Origin of the sequence: Rhodopseudomonas boonkerdii, assembly GCF_021184025.1 — a bacterium.
GTDB lineage: Bacteria > Pseudomonadota > Alphaproteobacteria > Rhizobiales > Xanthobacteraceae > Tardiphaga > Tardiphaga boonkerdii.
The window spans coordinates 3,106,584-3,121,334 of sequence record NZ_CP036537.1 but is presented as its reverse complement, the minus strand read 5'-3'; the positions used below and the strand labels follow the sequence as shown (position 1 = coordinate 3,121,334).

The window sequence follows — 14,751 nt, the reverse complement described above, 5'->3', positions numbered from 1 at the left end:
AGATAAACTCTCCATCTCCACCGACATTCAAAATTCCATTTCATTGACCCTGCGCTCCGTGCTGCGCATCCTCACACCGTCAACAATGATGGTGCGAGAGTCGAACGACACCCGCTCCGGACCAATCCCTAGAGGCTTTCACCATCGCATCAGTGCGAGCCGCAACGTCATGCGTTGCGCTAAAGGCTGTGCTGTGTCTTAGCTGAGGAAATGAGATGCCCGACGACAATCACAAGCGCGCGTCGTTGATAGACCGTCGAAGCCTGCTCGGCGCCGGTGCCGCGGCCGCTTTTGCAGCGCCGCTCGGCGTCTGGGGGGCGCAGGCATTTCCATTCAAACAGGCGTCGCCGATCGATTTCTCTGACTTTCCCATCTGCAAGGCATCATCCGATGCGCCGGTGCTCACTGGCGCGCCGCGCAAGCTGAAGCTGTCGTGGAATGCCGGTGCCGTTTGCCTGGCGCCGTTGCCGGTCGCCATCGACCACGGCTTCTTTGCGAAACAGAATCTTGACGTCGAACTCGTGAACTATAGCGGCTCCACCGACCAGTTGCTGGAGGCAATCGCTACCGGCAAATCGGACGCGGGGCTGGGCATGGCCCTGCGCTGGTTGAAGCCGCTGGAGCAGGGGTTCGACGTCAAGATCGTGGCCGGCACCCACGGCGGCTGTTTGCGCGCGCTGGCGCCGGCCAAGTCTGATGTGAAGGGTATCGTCGACTTCAAGGGTAAGGTGATCGCTGTCGGTGACATGGCCGGTCCGGACAAGAACTTCTTCTCGATTCAGCTCGCAAAGGTCGGCCTCAACCCGGACAAGGATGTCGAGTTTCGCCAGTATCCCGGCAATCTCGTGCGGCTCGCACTGGAGAAAGGCGAGGCGCAGATCGGTCTTGCCTCCGATCCGCTCGCTTATCTCTGGCTCAAGGACGGGGAGTTCAAGGAGGTCGGCTCCAATCTCGACGGCCCGTATCGCGACATCAGCTGCTGCATCGTCGGCGTACGCGGTAGCCTTTTGCGGGCGGAGCCACTGGTGGCCCGTGCGCTGACCCAGGCATTGCTTGATGCCGCCATGTTCGCATCGCAGAATCCGGAAAAGGCCGCTGCCTCGTTCCAGCCTTATGCGCCGAAGACCGCAACCCTTGAGGATCTGCAGGGCATGGTGAAATACCATACCCATCATCATCACCCCGTCGGCGATCAGCTCAAGCGCGAGCTGAAGACCTATGCGGATGAACTGAAGCAGGTGTCGGTGTTCAAGCCGAATACCGACACCACCAAATTCGCGGAGCGCATCTATGCCGACGTATTCCGCATCTGATATCGCGCCAACCGGCGCAGACCGTGAAAGCCTCGTCGTCGCAGACGATGGCGGTCTGGCGCTTGCAGAACAGTTGCGGCCGACCTTGTCCGGTGTGGGAGCGGGGCTCGCCTGGGGAGCGTTCGGCTATGCGAGCCTGCACTGGCCGGATATCGGCGACTGGTCGCGCACCGACGCAGTTGCTTACGTGGCTTTCGCGATCGCTGCTTTCATCGTCTTCACAACCACAGCCCAAGCCGCTCTCGGCCACTTTGGCCGGGGCGTGCATCAACGCGCACCATGGCTGCTGGCGTTGGGTGCATTCCTAACGCTTTGGGAGCTGGCAACGGCGAAATTTGGCTGGTTGCCGCTGCCGTTCTTCCCGCCGCCGCAGTCAATCGTGGAAGTCTATACCGATGATCTGCCGAAATTATTCGATAGCGCGCTTGCATCAGTGAAGCTGCAGCTTGGCGGCTATCTCATCGGCGCTGCGGTCGGATTCATTGCCGGCGTGTCGATCGGCTGGTCGCGTCTGGCCGGTTATTGGGTTCATCCGATCCTGCGCTTTATCGGCCCGGTGCCGGCGACCGCCCTGCTGCCGATCGCTTTCTTCGCCTTTCCGTCGGCTTGGAGTGCAAGCACCTTCCTGATCGCGCTGGCGGTCGGATTTCCGGTGACGGTGCTCACCTGGTCGGGCGTCGCCAGCGTCAACAGTGCCTATTACGACGTGGCGCGGACGCTCGGTGCGAAGCCGCTGTTCCTGGTGACGCGCGTCGCCATCCCGGCGGCGCTGCCGCATGTCTTCGTCGGCCTCTTCATGGGGCTTGGCGCTTCGTTTGCGGTGATCGTCACGGCCGAGATGATCGGTGTGAAGGCCGGCCTTGGCTGGTATCTGCAATGGGCGCAGGGCTGGGCCTCTTACAACAATATGTATGCAGCGCTGATCGTCATGTCCTTGCTGTGTTCGGGCGCGATAACGTTGCTGTTCCGTGTGCGCGACCGCCTGCTGGTGTGGCAGAAGGGAGTCGTCAAATGGTAGCGCTGGCGACGGCGTTCGAGGCCGCAGGTGCTTCGTTGGCGATCGCCGGCGTCAGCCATGCCTTCGATATCGATGGCAAGACGCTGCCTGTCCTCGAAGATATCACGATCGACGTCACGCCCGGTGAGTTCGTCGCGCTGCTGGGTCCGTCAGGTTGCGGCAAGTCCACGCTGCTGCGTCTCGTCGCCGGTCTCGAACCGCCACGCGCGGGCACGCTCGCCGAAGACGGCGTGGCGATCACGGGCCCATACCCGTCGCGCGTCGTCGTGTTTCAGGATCCGACATTGTTTCCGTGGCGGACGGTCTGGGACAATGTGGCGCTTGGATTGGAGGCGCAGGGCGTGCTGAAGACGCAGCGCCATCGCGTCGACGCCGCCATCGATCTCGTCGGCCTTGGCGCATTCCGGAAAGCCTATCCACATCAGCTCTCCGGCGGTATGGCACAGCGCGTCGCACTGGCGCGGGCGCTGGTCAACGATCCGCGCATCCTCGTGCTCGACGAGCCGCTTGGAAAGCTCGACTCGCTGACACGTATCACGATGCAGTCGGAACTCGTTTCGCTTTGGCAACGTAATGGCTTCACGGCGCTCCTGGTGACGCACGATGTGGAGGAGGCGCTGTTCCTTGCCAATCGCGTCATCGTGTTCAGCGATCGTCCGGCGCGGGTGAAGGCCGACATCGCCGTCGATCGGCCATATCCCCGACATCGCGGCGATCCGCATCTGGCCGAGTTGCGGCGACAGATCCTGGGGCTGCTCGGGCTGGACGCGACGTGGTGAGCCCGTCCCGGCTATGATCCGTTGCGGGTGGGGGCATGCTCCACCGATAGCTGTATACGAGGCATGGATATTGCATTCCTTTCGGGCTGACACACGGTTCAGCCGAGGGAATGACATGTACAGCACCAACCGACGCGATTTCATCCGCCTGACGGCCATTGCCGCGGCGCTGTCCACGACCAGCATCAAGGCATTCGCTGCCGACCGCGTGGTCAAGATCGGAACGCTGAAGCTCATTCACGGTGTCACGCCGTATTTCTACGAGAAATTCGCGCCTGATGGCGTCAAGTTCGAGGTGATCCCGTTCGAGACCCCGACCGACGGCAAGAACGCCGTCGTCACCGGCACTGTCGACTTCGGCATTTTCGGTTTTGCGGCAGCGACCCTCGGCGGCGCCAATGGCGAGCCGGTGGTGGTGATCGCTTCTGCCTGCAATCGCGGCATGGCCGTGGTGGCCAAGAAGGATTCCGGCATCAACACGATCAGGGATCTGAAAGGCAAGAAGGTCGCCATTCTGCCCGGTTCGACGCAGGAAGTGGTGATCCTCGACCGGCTGACAGCTGAGGGCATGACCATCAAGGACGTCGAGTCCATGCGCCTATCTTTCAGCGACATGGCGCCCGCGCTCGCCCGCGGCGACATCGACGCCTATGTCGGCGCAGAGCCAGGGCCGGGGATCAGCCTTGCCAATGGCGTTGGCCAGATCGTCGAATATCCCTACAGCACGCCGACCGGTTCGCTGAATATGGTGCTGGCCACGCGCCGTGAATTGATCGGAAAAGACTCCGAGCTAATCAAGGCCGTGCTCAAGACCCATCGTGCTGCTGCGGAATATGCCATGAAGGACCGCGAAGCTTTCATCGCCATCGCGATGCAGAAACTCGGTCAGCAGAAACCGTCAATTGAGAAGGCGGCGCCAAATGTGGAACTGACCTGGAACATCGACGACCAGTTCATGAAGCAGGCACAGTATTACGGCAGCCAGATGCTGGCGAAGAAGCAGATCCGGCAGGAGCCGGACTACAAGACGTTTATCGACCCCAGTTTCGTCAAAGCGCTAACGGCGTCGTGAGCCGGCCATGAGCCTGCAGGGCACAATGGACTCGACGCGCGAGGCCGCGCCGGCCGTATCCCTCGCCAAGCCGGCTTCACGGTGTGCGGTGAAGCCACGCCGGCACGCCTTGCGGCGTGTCCGCGTTGTGGGCATGGCACTGATTGTGCCGGCCTGTCTGCTGATGATCTGGGACCTGATGGTGCGTGTGACCGGCACGCGGTTGGTGCCGTCACCGTTTGGTGTGGCCCAGATGATGTGGGATTTCGCCTTCGGCGGTATCTATGATGATGCCTATAGCGGCAGTCTGCTCGTGCATCTCTGGAAATCCGTGCAGCGCGTCTATGGTGGCTTCCTTTGCGCGGCCGCCATCGGCATTCCGCTCGGCCTGATGCTCGGACGTATTCCGCTTTTGCGTTCGCTGCTCGACCCCACGCTATCGCTGCTACGGCCGATTCCGGTCACGGCCTGGCTGCCGCTGTCGATGATCTTCTTCGGCCTCGGCCCGCGCGCGGCGATTTTCCTCGTCTTTCTCGGCGCGTTCTTTCCGATCCTGCTGAACACCATCTTCGGTGTGAAATCGGTCGACGTTCGATTATTCGAGGCCGCCGATATGCTCGGCTGCAGCGGCGCGCAGCAGTTCCGTTCGGTTGTGTTGCCGGCGGCGTTGCCAAGCATTTTTAACGGGCTTCGCCTCGGCGCCGGCTTTGCGTGGATCCTGATCGTAGTCGGCGAAATGACCGGCGTGCCCGAAGGGCTGGGAGCGGTCATCATGGATGGCCGCACGCTGTCGCGGACCGATCTCGTGATCACCGGCATGATCATTATTGGCATCGCCGGTTTCCTGTCGGACCGCATCCTCATGATGCTCAGCAACTACTTCCTTCGGTGGAGTCCGCAGCACCATGCTTGATAAAATCTCTGTCGCGAACGCGCCGCCGATCCTGGAGATCAGCGGCGTTCAAAAATTCTATCAAGCGTCCAACGGTCCGGTCGAAGCCCTGCGTGGCGTCAATCTCACGATCCGGAAGGGGGAGTTCGTCTGCCTGCTCGGCGCATCCGGCTGCGGCAAGTCGACCTTGCTGCGGATCGTGGCCGGCTTCGAAAGGGCCACCGAAGGCTCCGTCACCATGTATGGATTCGAGGTCGACAAGCCCGGCCCTGATCGGGGCATGGTGTTTCAGGACTATGCGCTGTTTCCGTGGCTGACGGTGCGCGACAATATCGGATTCGGCCCGAAACACCGCCGCGTCGCGACCAAGGTCGTCAAAGAAATCACGGACAAGTTCATGGCGATGGTCGGCCTCACGGCTTTCGCTGATCGCTATCCGCACCAGTTGTCGGGCGGCATGAAGCAGCGCGTTGCCATCGCGCGCGTCCTCAGCAACGACACCGACGTCCTGCTGATGGACGAACCGTTCGGCGCGCTCGATGCGCTCACCCGCAGCAAGCTGCAGGAGGAACTGGTTGAGATTTGGCGTACAACCGGCCTGACGGTGATCTTCGTCACGCATTCGGTGGAGGAGGCGGTCATGTTGGCAGATCGGGTGATCGTGATGTCGGCTGGGCCGGGCCGCATCGACTGTGAGATCGATGTGGATCTGCCGCGGCCGCGAGATGTCTCCTCGCCGGAGTTCAACGCATTGCGGCGCCAGGTGACTCAGAAGCTGACCAGCCATATTGCCGGCAGCCGCGGCGCGGCTGCGGATTCCTGAAACCGGCCCAAAGAACGGAGAATAGAATTCTATCTCGTGATGTGAGGGAGAATTTTGGCCTGTGGGCCAGAGGCCTGTCAGTCCCACTGTCGTTATTTCCGGAAACCGCTTGTAACCCCTGCAGAACGGCATTCTCTAACGCCAGAGAAGCCGAAAGAAGTACGACATGGACGCGGTTCCCAGTATTATCGACAGGGTCAAACTACTCACGTTCGGCTTTGCCGAACGGGCGCCGTTGCATGACCGAAACGGAAGTTTTCCGTTCGAGAATTTTCGCGATCTGGCCGATGCCGGGCTGCTGACATTTCCGGTCGCGCGCGCATTCGGCGGTAGCGGCGCGTCTATTGGCGATGCAGCGCGCGTGATAGGCCTCGTGGGGCGAGCGGACCCGGCCACGGCATTGGTGCTGATCATGCACTACATGCATCATCTCGTGATTGCGCGCGGCAATCCATGGCCGGAGCATCTGGTGCGCAAGATCGTGCCGGAGCCCGGTGAGGTCGCGCTCATCAATACTTTGCGTGTCGAGCCCGATCTGGGCTCACCATCGCGTGGTGGCCTGCCAGCCACGACAGCGCGGCAGACGCCAGAGGGCTGGCGTCTCACCGGCCGTAAGACCTATTCGACGGGATCGCCGATCCTGAAATGGTACAGCGTTCTCGCCAAGACCGATGAAGCAGATCCGCAGGTCGGCCTGTTCCTGGTGCCCGCCGGGCTGGCGGGTATCTCGATCATCGAGACCTGGGATCATCTCGGTCTGCGCGCAAGCGGGAGCCATGACGTCCTCTTCGCCGATGTCCTGATCCCGCACGATCATGTCATTGAGCTGCGTATGCCCGCGGACTGGCGCAAGCCCGACATCCTGCAATCGACAATTCAGGCGGCGCTGCTCGGCTCGCTCTATGACGGCGTGGCGCGTGCGGCCTGTGACTGGCTGCTGGATTTTCTGAAATCACGGGTGCCGTCCAGTCTCGGCGCGCCGCTGGCGACCTTGCCGCGGGCGCAGGAGATCGTCGGCGGTATCGAAGCCAAGCTCTCCATCAATGCACGTCTCATCCGCGGCCTGGCAGCTGATATCGACCACGGCGGCGACCTCGATCCAGTAGAAGCGAACATCATCAAGATGACCGTCACCAACAATGCCGTGGCGGCGGTCGAGGACGCGCTGACCCTGACTAGCAATCATGGGCTTACCCGCGCCAATCCGCTCGAGCGGCATTATCGCGACGTGCTGTGCGGCCGCGTGCACACACCGCAGGACGACAGCATCCGTACCATCGCAGGCCGCCGGGCACTCGGCATCTGACCATCATCATCATTCGGAATTGGAGGAAGACATGTCCGTCGAATTCATCGGCTTCATCACCAACAACGATGCATCAGAAACCCGCGTTCGTTCCGGCCCGGTGATTGATCCTGCCTATATTGAGACCGTCGCCAAGGCGCATGAACTCGCCGGCTTCGACCGCGCGCTGCTCGCCTTTCATTCGACAGCACCCGACGGCCTGCAGGTCGCCCAGCACGCGCTCGGTGTCACCCGGAAGCTGAAAGTGATGATCGCCCAGCGTCCGGGCTTTACAGCACCCACGGTGCTGGCGCGTCAGCTCGCCACCATCGAGAATTTTCACAAGGGCCGCGTCTCGCTGCATGTCATTACCGGCGGCAACGCCAAGGAGTTGCGGCAGGACGGCAATACGCTCGACGACAAGGACGAGCGCTATGCCCGCACCAGCGAATGGCTCGATATCATCAAGCAGGAATGGACTAGCGAGAAACCGTTCGACTATCACGGCAAATATTATCGGGTCGACGGCGGGTTCTCACAGGTGAAGCCGACCGCGCCGATCCACGTCTTCGTCGGCGGCGCATCGGATGCCGCGATCGAGGTCTCGGGCAAACATGCCGACACTTTTGCGTTGTGGGGTGAGTCTTATGCGCAGGTGCGCGACGTCACCAGCCGCGTGCGCGCCGCTGCCAAGAAGTGTGGCCGCCCGTCGCCACGCTTCAGCCTGTCTGTACGTCCCATCATCGCCGATACCGAGGAAAAGGCGTGGGCCAAGGCCGATGATATTCTCGCCCGCGCCACGGCGCTGCAGGACCAGACTGGCTATCGCAAGCCGGCGGACGGTCACGCCACCGCGGGCGCCAAGCGCCTGCTGGCATTGGCGGAACAGGGCACCCGTATCGACAAGCGGCTGTGGACCGAAATGGCGGCGCTCACCGGCGCCAACAGTAACACCACGGCGCTGGTTGGCACGCCAGAACAGGTCGCTGAAGTGTTTGCCGATTACTACGATCTCGGTGTCAGCCACTTCCTGATCCGTGGCTTTGATCCGCTGATCGACGCCATCGATTATGGCCGCGAATTGATCCCCGCCACGCGCGCGCTCATTGCTACACGCGAAGCGGACAAGGGAGTTGTCGCAGCATGAAAGGTCTTTTGCTTGCCGCTGGCCTGGCGCTAGCGGCACTCGTTGGCTCGGCGCAGGCCGAGACGACGCTGATCGTTGGCGATCAAAAAGGCAATTCGCGCGCTGTGATGGAAGCATCCGGTGTGCTCAAGGACGTGCCTTACAAGATTGAGTGGAAGGAGTTTCCGGCCGCAGCACCGCTGTTAGAAGCACTCGGTGCCGGTGCGATCGAAACCGGTCTGGTTGGCGATGCGCCGTTTACGTTCGCCGCCGCAGCCAATGTGCCGGTGAAGGCCATCGGCGCGATCAAGCAGACCCAGGACGGCCTCGCCATCGTGGTGCCGAAGGACTCCGCCATCAAGAGCTTTGACGACCTGAAAGGCAAAAAGATCGCGACCGGTCGCGGCTCGATCGGCCATCAGCTCATTCTCGCTGCGCTGGAGAAGAAAGGTTGGACGCAGAACGACGTGCAGATCGTGTTCCTCGCGCCCTCCGACGCCAAGGTCGCCTACACACGCGGTTCGGTCGATGCATGGTCCACATGGGAACCCTATGTGAGCCAGGAGGAGGTGTTGTTTCAGTCGAAACGCATCCTGACCGCTGAAGGTCTTTCCGCCGGCCTCAGCCTGCAAGTGGCGACACCGGATGCGATCAAGAACAAGCGTCCTGAGCTCGAGGATTATCTGCGCCGTCTCACTGCGGCGCGGGCATGGGCGCTCAACAATCAGCAAAGCTACGCCGACACCTGGGGCAAGCTGATGCGCATTCCGACCGAGGTGCCACTGGCCTGGCTGCAGCGCGCCAGGATCAAGATAGCGCCCATCGACGATAGCGTCGTCGCGGACGAGCAGAAAACCATCGATCTCTATGAACGCAACGGATTGATCAAGCAGAAGCTGGATGCCAATGCGATCATGGATCGGTCGTTCAACACCGTGATTGAGAAGGCTGTGGGCTTGTAGGTCACTCGGCTCTGGCCGAGATGTTTATGCTCCGTCATGCCCGGCCTCGTGCCGGGCATTCGCGTCTTTGCAGTATGTCAAACGTGGATAGCCGGGGCAGGCCCGGCTTTGCCGGAGTTGTGGTTGGGAAGTCGCATCACCGCATCCGTAAATCCACGTATGGCCGGTCTCTCCCTCGCGGCACAGGATCGTCGCCAAACGGAGGTCCTGCATCATGCATCACGGCGATATCTCATCCAGCAAGGACGCGGTCGGCGTCGCAGTCGTGAACTACAAGATGCCGCGGCTGCATACCAAGGCCGAGGTGCTCGCCAACGCGCAGAAGATCGCTGATATGATCGTCGGCATGAAAATCGGCCTGCCCGGTATGGATCTCGTCGTCTTCCCGGAATATTCGACCCAGGGGATCATGTATGACGAGAAGGAGATGTATGAAACCGCATCTCTGGTGCCTGGCGATGAAACCGAGATCTTCGCCCAAGCCTGTCGCAAGGCCAAGGTCTGGGGCGTGTTCTCGCTGACCGGGGAGCGTCACGAACAGCATCCGCACAAGGCTCCGTACAACACGCTAATCCTGATGAATGACAAGGGTGAGATCGTTCAGAAATATCGCAAGATCATGCCATGGGTTCCCATCGAAGGCTGGTATCCTGGCGACTGCACCTATGTTTCAGAGGGCCCGAAAGGGCTCAAGATTTCGCTAATCATCTGCGACGACGGCAACTATCCCGAGATCTGGCGCGATTGCGCCATGAAGGGCGCCGAACTGATCGTGCGTTGCCAGGGTTATATGTATCCGGCGAAAGACCAGCAGGTACTGATGGCGAAAGCGATGGCCTGGGCCAACAACACCTATGTTGCCGTTGCCAACGCGTCGGGCTTCGATGGCGTCTATTCGTATTTCGGCCACTCGGCGATCATCGGCTTCGATGGCCGCACGCTCGGTGAATGCGGCGAGGAGGATTACGGCATTCAGTATGCCGCGCTGTCGAAATCCTTGATCCGCGATGCCCGCCGCAACGGGCAGTCGGAGAACCATCTCTTCAAGCTGCTGCACCGCGGCTATACCGGCACCATCAACTCGGGTGAGAGCAACAAGGGCGTTGCGGCGTGCCCGTTCGATTTCTATTCGACCTGGGTCACCAATCCGGACAAGGCGCGAGACAATGTCGAGGCCATCACGCGTCGTACGGTCGGGGTCGAAGAGTGCCCGATCGAAGGCTTGCCGCATGAGGGCATGTTGAACGACAGATGAAGGGGACGCTATAATACGGTCTTGAAAGGCTTCACGTCGATCCCGGCCGCTTGTAATCCCGCCCGTACCTGACGGCCGATCTCCACGGCGCCATGTGTGTCGCCGTGGATGCAAACAGTATCCATCTTCATCTTGATCACCTTACCGGTGACAGAAATCACTTCGCCGGTCTGCGCCATTTTGACGACCCTGTCGGCAATCATCTTCGCATCGTGTAGTACCGCGCCTTCCTTCTTGCGTGAGACCAGATTGCCATTGTCCTCATAGGCGCGGTCGGCAAACACTTCGTGTGCCAGCGGCAATCCCGCGGCTTCGCCCGCGGTGACGAGCTTGGAATTCGCCAGAACGACAAAGGTCAGATTCCGATCAACCGCCTTGATGCCGGCGGCGATGGCACGGGCCGTCATGTCGTCTTCGCAGGCCACATTCGAGATCGCGCCATGAGCCTTCACATGGGTGACCTTGTAACCTTCCATTGCGGCGATGCCCTGGAGCGCACCGATCTGATAGGCGATCAGATTTTCGATCTCGAGCGACGAGAGGCCCGCAATGGGGCGGCGGCCGAAGCCGTGGAGATCGCGATAGCCGGGATGTGCGCCGATCTTGACGCCCCGCGCTTTTGCAAGCTGTACCGTTTTGCGCATCACGTCGGCGTCGCCGGCATGGTAGCCGCAGGCAATGTTGACGGATGTCGCGAGATCGATCATCGCGGCGTCATTGCCCATCTGCCACATGCCAAAGCTTTCGCCGAGATCGCAATTGAGATCGATGGTCATGATGAGCTCTCCGTGCGTGTTAATTGCCTGCGTTGGCGAACTGCCAAGTCGCGTCATCGATGGCATCGATAGCCGTACCGGCGACATTTGCCTGCAGAAGTGCCTTGATATCGAGCATCAAGATATTGGAATCGTGGACCCGGCTCGGCAGACTCTGCAGCAATTCCGCGTAGGCGCGATATGCTGCTTGCGCTTCTGCCATCGTGATGGCTTTGAAGCGGAATGGCATGCCCGGCTGGGTTTGACCGAAACGGCCGAGATCTGCCGAGATGACCGTCGCGATCTTCGGATAACCGCCCGATGTGCCGCGGTCCGGCATCAGCACGATGGGCTGGCCGTTGCCGGGGACCTGGATCGAGCCATTCACGGTCCCGTCAGAGACAATGTTGTGTCCGTGCAGATGCCTGATCACGGGCCCTTCGAGACGGTAGCCCATGCGGTCACTGGTGGCGGAAATTTTCCAGTCGCTGCTGAGGAACACGTCCTTGCCCTCGGCGAATTCGTCATCCTGCGGCCCCATCACGACACGGATCGGACCTTCGACCGGTGCGGGCAGTTCGATGCGCTTCTCGGGCGTCGCGCTCGCAGTTGCGACGGGCAACTCATCGCCAACCTGCAGTGGCCGGGGATAGGGGCTGCCGAGACCAGCTCGCGCATTGACCGCGAGGCTGCCGAACATTGGCTCGCCGCGTACACCGCCTTCAATGGCGAGATAGCCGAAAGTGCCAGCGCGTGCGACCCCGATATTGAGGCTCTCGCCATCAGCCAGCGTCACGGTCGTATTGATAGCGACCTGGCTACCGGCGACCTCGGCAGGGCGTAGTGCACCAGTCAGTGCAACACGGACAGCACCACCTTTTGCTGTGAAGACCGAATTGAGCGGGCCAAGTTCGATGGTCGCTGCAAGCAGCGGATTGCCGAGCAGCGCATTGGCTGCAGCCATGGCCAGACGATCGACGGCGCCGGAGGGGACGAGGCCGTAACGCTGCGCGCCAAAACGGCCAACGTCCTGCACGGAGGTACCGGGGCTGACGGAGGCGACGACCAGCTTGCTCATGATGGGATCAACTCGGCAACTAACTCGCCTGCCTCGGCCGCGCGGTCCTGCTCTCTGAACGTATGTTCGTCAACGGCAGCAAAGGTCACGGCGTCGCCGGGTTCAAGCAGGAATGTCGGGTCGCGGCCGAGCTGATAGGTGCGCACGGCGGTGCGACCGAGCAGGTGCCAGCCGCTGGGGCCGGCGAGGCACTGTACGCCGGTCTGAATACCCCCAATCGAGATGGTACCTGCCGGCGTCAGCAGTCGCGGATTCTGCCGGCGCGACATCTGCATCTCGCTCGGCAAGCCGCTGAGATAGGACCAGCCCGGCGTGAAGCCGATCATGGCGACCTTGTAGTCGCCAGCCACGTGGCGCCGAACAATTTCTTCAGGCGTGATGTCGAGCGCCTTGGCAACGTCCTCGAGATCGACACCGTTCTCGCCGCCATAGGCGACGGGGATGCGCCAGCGTCGTGCGGCTTTCGTTTCCGGCAACGGCTTCAGAGCGAGCTCCGTGAGCTTGGCTCCAAGTGCGTCGAAGTCGATCTGCATCGGATCGTAATGCACGAGCAGCGAGCGATAGGTGGGCACGGTCTCGGTGACGGCGCGTAACGCCGCGGCCGCGACGAGCTTGTCCAGCGCCAGCACGCGGCGATTGGCATCTTCATCGATGGTGCGGCTGAATTCGACCGTAATGGCGGCATCGCCGGACGGCAGGATGCGGGGCGGGGAGAGAGCTACGGCCATGGCGTCTCAGGTCTGTCGCTTACCCGTCATGCATAACGCGTTTTGCCGGCGAGTGGAATTCGTAATCTCAAAATAGTCGTGCATCTTCAATAAATTAATGCGTATGAAAGCGATAAGCTCCAGTGATCGTAATGCATTCCGTGCGACCTTGCTGCGCGTGTCGTCGCGCCCCTTGACGTCGTGGCATTCCACCGCAAGATGCGCGGCTTGAACATCCTCTGACGGAAAGCTCCGCGCATGTCCCTGTCTCCTGAAGTCGTTGCCACCCTGTCCAAGATCTCCACCGCGACCATCACCACGGTGTTGCTGAAGAAAGGGCTGCGCAATGTGTGGATGCGTGGCGCCAAGCCGTTGCGCCCGGGCATGCCGCGCCTTGTTGGACCGGCCTTCACCTTGCGCTTCGTGCCGGCACGTGAAGACCTTGCTACGCCGGAATCCTGGTCGTCGCCGATCTCCACCCGCACGGCCATCGAGGCGATGCCGGCAGGCTGCATCGCCGTGGTCGACGCCATGGGCATCACCGATGCCGGCATCTTCGGCGACATTCTCTGCGCTCGCATGCAGAAGCGCGGCGTCGCCGCTCTGGTGACCGATGGCGTCGTGCGCGACATTGAAGGCGTGCTCGGCACCAATCTGCCGGTTTGGTGCGACGGCTTTGCGGCACCCGCTTCGGTGACAGGGCTGACCTTTGTCGGTTGGGGCGAACCGATCGGCTGCGGCGGCGTTGCGATTTTCCCGGACGACGTGATCGTTGCCGATCAGGATGGCGCTGTCGTCATTCCGAAGGCGTTCCTCGATCACGTCCTTGCCGAAGGCGAGGAGCAGGAGCGCATGGAAGCCTGGATCGTCAACGAGGTGAATAACGGCGCTTCGTTGCCTGGGCTATATCCGATGAATGCGGAGACCAAGGCGCGTTACGCAGCATCGAAGAAGTAACGGAACGAATGCCGTCGTCCCTCATCCTGAGGAGCGGCCACAGGCCGGTCTCGAAGGGTGAGGGCCACACGCTCGTGCGTTCGAGACTGTCAGTGGCGCAATTGCGCCGTTAGGCCTCCTCATCACGAGGGACAGAGAGGATCGTAGCATGAAACTTTTCCCCGCAGGTTCACGCCCGACCAAACGGGCTCCGGAAGAGTATTTCACCGGCACGGTCTGGCAGGATCCGGTCGTTGTCACCGAGGCGCCGGCGCGGCTGGTGACATTTCGCGTGAGCTTCGAGCCGGGCGCCCGTACCGCCTGGCACACCCATCCGCTCGGTCAAACGTTGTATGTCGTCGCAGGCGTTGGCCGTTTTCAGACAGAAGGTCAGTCGATCGTTGAGATCAAACCGGGCGATACGGTCTGGATTCCACCGGGTGAGAAGCATTGGCACGGCGCTGCACCGAACACGGGGATGGTCCATATCGCCATGCAGGAAGCACTGGACGGCAAGACCGCCGACTGGATGGAGAAGGTAACCGACGCGCAGTATGAGGTGCCCGTCGGATAACCCCGGCGTCAGTTTACCCGGGTCCAGGTTTGACCACCGCAGAACATGCCTCCGAAAGCGCAGCCCCGGCACGCAACGAGTCGTTGCTTTTCAGTCGCAGTCACGGCCGATTGAGCCGGCTTGGCCTCCGTTGCCGCTGGTGTGCCCCGTTCGTCGCGCTGTTTTGCGTTTATCGGCGGGTTCACATCGCCGTTCGG

Annotated in this window: 15 protein-coding genes; 12 read left to right on the top strand and 3 right to left on the bottom strand. The window is 61.4% G+C overall.

Features of this window, described 5'->3' with window-relative positions:
- Positions 1-215 precede the first annotated feature (215 nt).
- The 10 genes from E0H22_RS14355 (at position 216) to E0H22_RS14310 (ending at position 10,504) form a co-directional block, all read left to right on the top strand.
- On the top strand, positions 216-1,313 hold the full coding sequence (locus E0H22_RS14355; RefSeq protein ID WP_233021684.1) for an ABC transporter substrate-binding protein: 1,098 nt from the start codon (positions 216-218) through the stop codon (positions 1,311-1,313).
- The gene (locus tag E0H22_RS14350; RefSeq protein WP_233021683.1) at positions 1,291-2,331 is read left to right on the top strand and encodes an ABC transporter permease; all 1,041 of its coding nucleotides are present in this window, start codon (positions 1,291-1,293) and stop codon (positions 2,329-2,331) included. Before E0H22_RS14355 ends, E0H22_RS14350 begins: the two co-directional genes overlap by 23 nt.
- Complete coding sequence (locus tag E0H22_RS14345; protein ID WP_233021682.1) at positions 2,325-3,110, top strand: ABC transporter ATP-binding protein; 786 nt, start codon at positions 2,325-2,327, stop codon at positions 3,108-3,110. The genes E0H22_RS14350 and E0H22_RS14345 overlap by 7 nt, the downstream gene beginning before the upstream one ends.
- Before the next feature lie 115 nt (positions 3,111-3,225).
- Positions 3,226-4,182 (top strand): ABC transporter substrate-binding protein, encoded by a 957-nt coding sequence (locus E0H22_RS14340; protein WP_233021681.1) that lies wholly within the window; start codon positions 3,226-3,228, stop codon positions 4,180-4,182.
- Positions 4,183-4,315: 133 nt separating this feature from the next.
- Entirely contained in the window at positions 4,316-5,074 is a 759-nt protein-coding gene (locus E0H22_RS14335; RefSeq protein WP_430715277.1) for an ABC transporter permease, read from the top strand.
- The gene (locus E0H22_RS14330) at positions 5,067-5,876 is read left to right on the top strand and encodes an ABC transporter ATP-binding protein (RefSeq protein WP_233021679.1); all 810 of its coding nucleotides are present in this window, start codon (positions 5,067-5,069) and stop codon (positions 5,874-5,876) included. Before E0H22_RS14335 ends, E0H22_RS14330 begins: the two co-directional genes overlap by 8 nt.
- 166 nt (positions 5,877-6,042) lie before the next feature.
- On the top strand, positions 6,043-7,182 hold the full coding sequence (locus E0H22_RS14325; RefSeq protein WP_233021678.1) for an acyl-CoA dehydrogenase family protein: 1,140 nt from the start codon (positions 6,043-6,045) through the stop codon (positions 7,180-7,182).
- Between the two features lie 31 nt (positions 7,183-7,213).
- Entirely contained in the window at positions 7,214-8,308 is a 1,095-nt protein-coding gene (locus E0H22_RS14320) for an LLM class flavin-dependent oxidoreductase (RefSeq protein WP_233021677.1), read from the top strand.
- Positions 8,305-9,249, top strand: coding sequence for an ABC transporter substrate-binding protein (locus E0H22_RS14315; RefSeq protein WP_233021676.1), 945 nt, complete (start codon positions 8,305-8,307; stop codon positions 9,247-9,249). The genes E0H22_RS14320 and E0H22_RS14315 overlap by 4 nt, the downstream gene beginning before the upstream one ends.
- A gap of 214 nt (positions 9,250-9,463) precedes the next feature.
- Positions 9,464-10,504: an aliphatic amidase gene (locus E0H22_RS14310; protein ID WP_233021674.1), complete on the top strand. Its 1,041-nt coding sequence runs from the start codon at positions 9,464-9,466 to the stop codon at positions 10,502-10,504.
- Positions 10,505-10,512: 8 nt separating this feature from the next.
- On the opposite strand, the gene E0H22_RS14305 is transcribed toward E0H22_RS14310, so the two are convergent.
- From E0H22_RS14305 to pxpB, 3 genes are read right to left on the bottom strand one after another with little or no spacing between them, the layout of a single operon-like run.
- Positions 10,513-11,280 (bottom strand): LamB/YcsF family protein, encoded by a 768-nt coding sequence (locus tag E0H22_RS14305; RefSeq protein ID WP_233021673.1) that lies wholly within the window; start codon positions 11,278-11,280, stop codon positions 10,513-10,515.
- Positions 11,281-11,299: 19 nt separating this feature from the next.
- Positions 11,300-12,337, bottom strand: coding sequence for a 5-oxoprolinase subunit C family protein (locus E0H22_RS14300; RefSeq protein ID WP_233021672.1), 1,038 nt, complete (start codon positions 12,335-12,337; stop codon positions 11,300-11,302).
- A complete protein-coding gene (gene pxpB / locus E0H22_RS14295) occupies positions 12,334-13,065 on the bottom strand; it encodes a 5-oxoprolinase subunit PxpB (RefSeq protein WP_233021671.1) in 732 nt (243 codons plus the stop codon). Before pxpB ends, E0H22_RS14300 begins: the two co-directional genes overlap by 4 nt.
- Before the next feature lie 237 nt (positions 13,066-13,302).
- Between pxpB and E0H22_RS14290 the strand changes: the two genes are divergently transcribed.
- Positions 13,303-14,001 carry a ribonuclease activity regulator RraA gene (locus E0H22_RS14290; protein WP_233021670.1) on the top strand — a complete coding sequence of 233 codons (699 nt, stop codon included), beginning with the start codon at positions 13,303-13,305 and terminating at the stop codon, positions 13,999-14,001.
- 148 nt (positions 14,002-14,149) lie between these two features.
- A complete protein-coding gene (locus E0H22_RS14285; RefSeq protein WP_233021669.1) occupies positions 14,150-14,554 on the top strand; it encodes a (R)-mandelonitrile lyase in 405 nt (134 codons plus the stop codon).
- Positions 14,555-14,751: the final 197 nt, after the last annotated feature.

Excerpts from the sequence above, each read along its gene's own strand:
- E0H22_RS14355 (WP_233021684.1), top strand. The coding sequence starts at position 216 with ATGCCCGACGACAATCACAAGCGCGCGTCGTTGATAGACCGTCGAAGC.
- E0H22_RS14350 (WP_233021683.1), top strand. The coding sequence starts at position 1,291 with ATGCCGACGTATTCCGCATCTGATATCGCGCCAACCGGCGCAGACCGT.
- E0H22_RS14345 (WP_233021682.1), top strand. The coding sequence starts at position 2,325 with ATGGTAGCGCTGGCGACGGCGTTCGAGGCCGCAGGTGCTTCGTTGGCG.
- E0H22_RS14340 (WP_233021681.1), top strand. The coding sequence starts at position 3,226 with ATGTACAGCACCAACCGACGCGATTTCATCCGCCTGACGGCCATTGCC.
- E0H22_RS14335 (WP_430715277.1), top strand. The coding sequence starts at position 4,316 with ATGGCACTGATTGTGCCGGCCTGTCTGCTGATGATCTGGGACCTGATG.
- E0H22_RS14330 (WP_233021679.1), top strand. The coding sequence starts at position 5,067 with ATGCTTGATAAAATCTCTGTCGCGAACGCGCCGCCGATCCTGGAGATC.
- E0H22_RS14325 (WP_233021678.1), top strand. The coding sequence starts at position 6,043 with ATGGACGCGGTTCCCAGTATTATCGACAGGGTCAAACTACTCACGTTC.
- E0H22_RS14320 (WP_233021677.1), top strand. The coding sequence starts at position 7,214 with ATGTCCGTCGAATTCATCGGCTTCATCACCAACAACGATGCATCAGAA.
- E0H22_RS14315 (WP_233021676.1), top strand. The coding sequence starts at position 8,305 with ATGAAAGGTCTTTTGCTTGCCGCTGGCCTGGCGCTAGCGGCACTCGTT.
- E0H22_RS14310 (WP_233021674.1), top strand. The coding sequence starts at position 9,464 with ATGCATCACGGCGATATCTCATCCAGCAAGGACGCGGTCGGCGTCGCA.
- E0H22_RS14305 (WP_233021673.1), bottom strand. The coding sequence starts at position 11,280 with ATGACCATCGATCTCAATTGCGATCTCGGCGAAAGCTTTGGCATGTGG.
- E0H22_RS14300 (WP_233021672.1), bottom strand. The coding sequence starts at position 12,337 with ATGAGCAAGCTGGTCGTCGCCTCCGTCAGCCCCGGTACCTCCGTGCAG.
- pxpB (WP_233021671.1), bottom strand. The coding sequence starts at position 13,065 with ATGGCCGTAGCTCTCTCCCCGCCCCGCATCCTGCCGTCCGGCGATGCC.
- E0H22_RS14290 (WP_233021670.1), top strand. The coding sequence starts at position 13,303 with ATGTCCCTGTCTCCTGAAGTCGTTGCCACCCTGTCCAAGATCTCCACC.
- E0H22_RS14285 (WP_233021669.1), top strand. The coding sequence starts at position 14,150 with ATGAAACTTTTCCCCGCAGGTTCACGCCCGACCAAACGGGCTCCGGAA.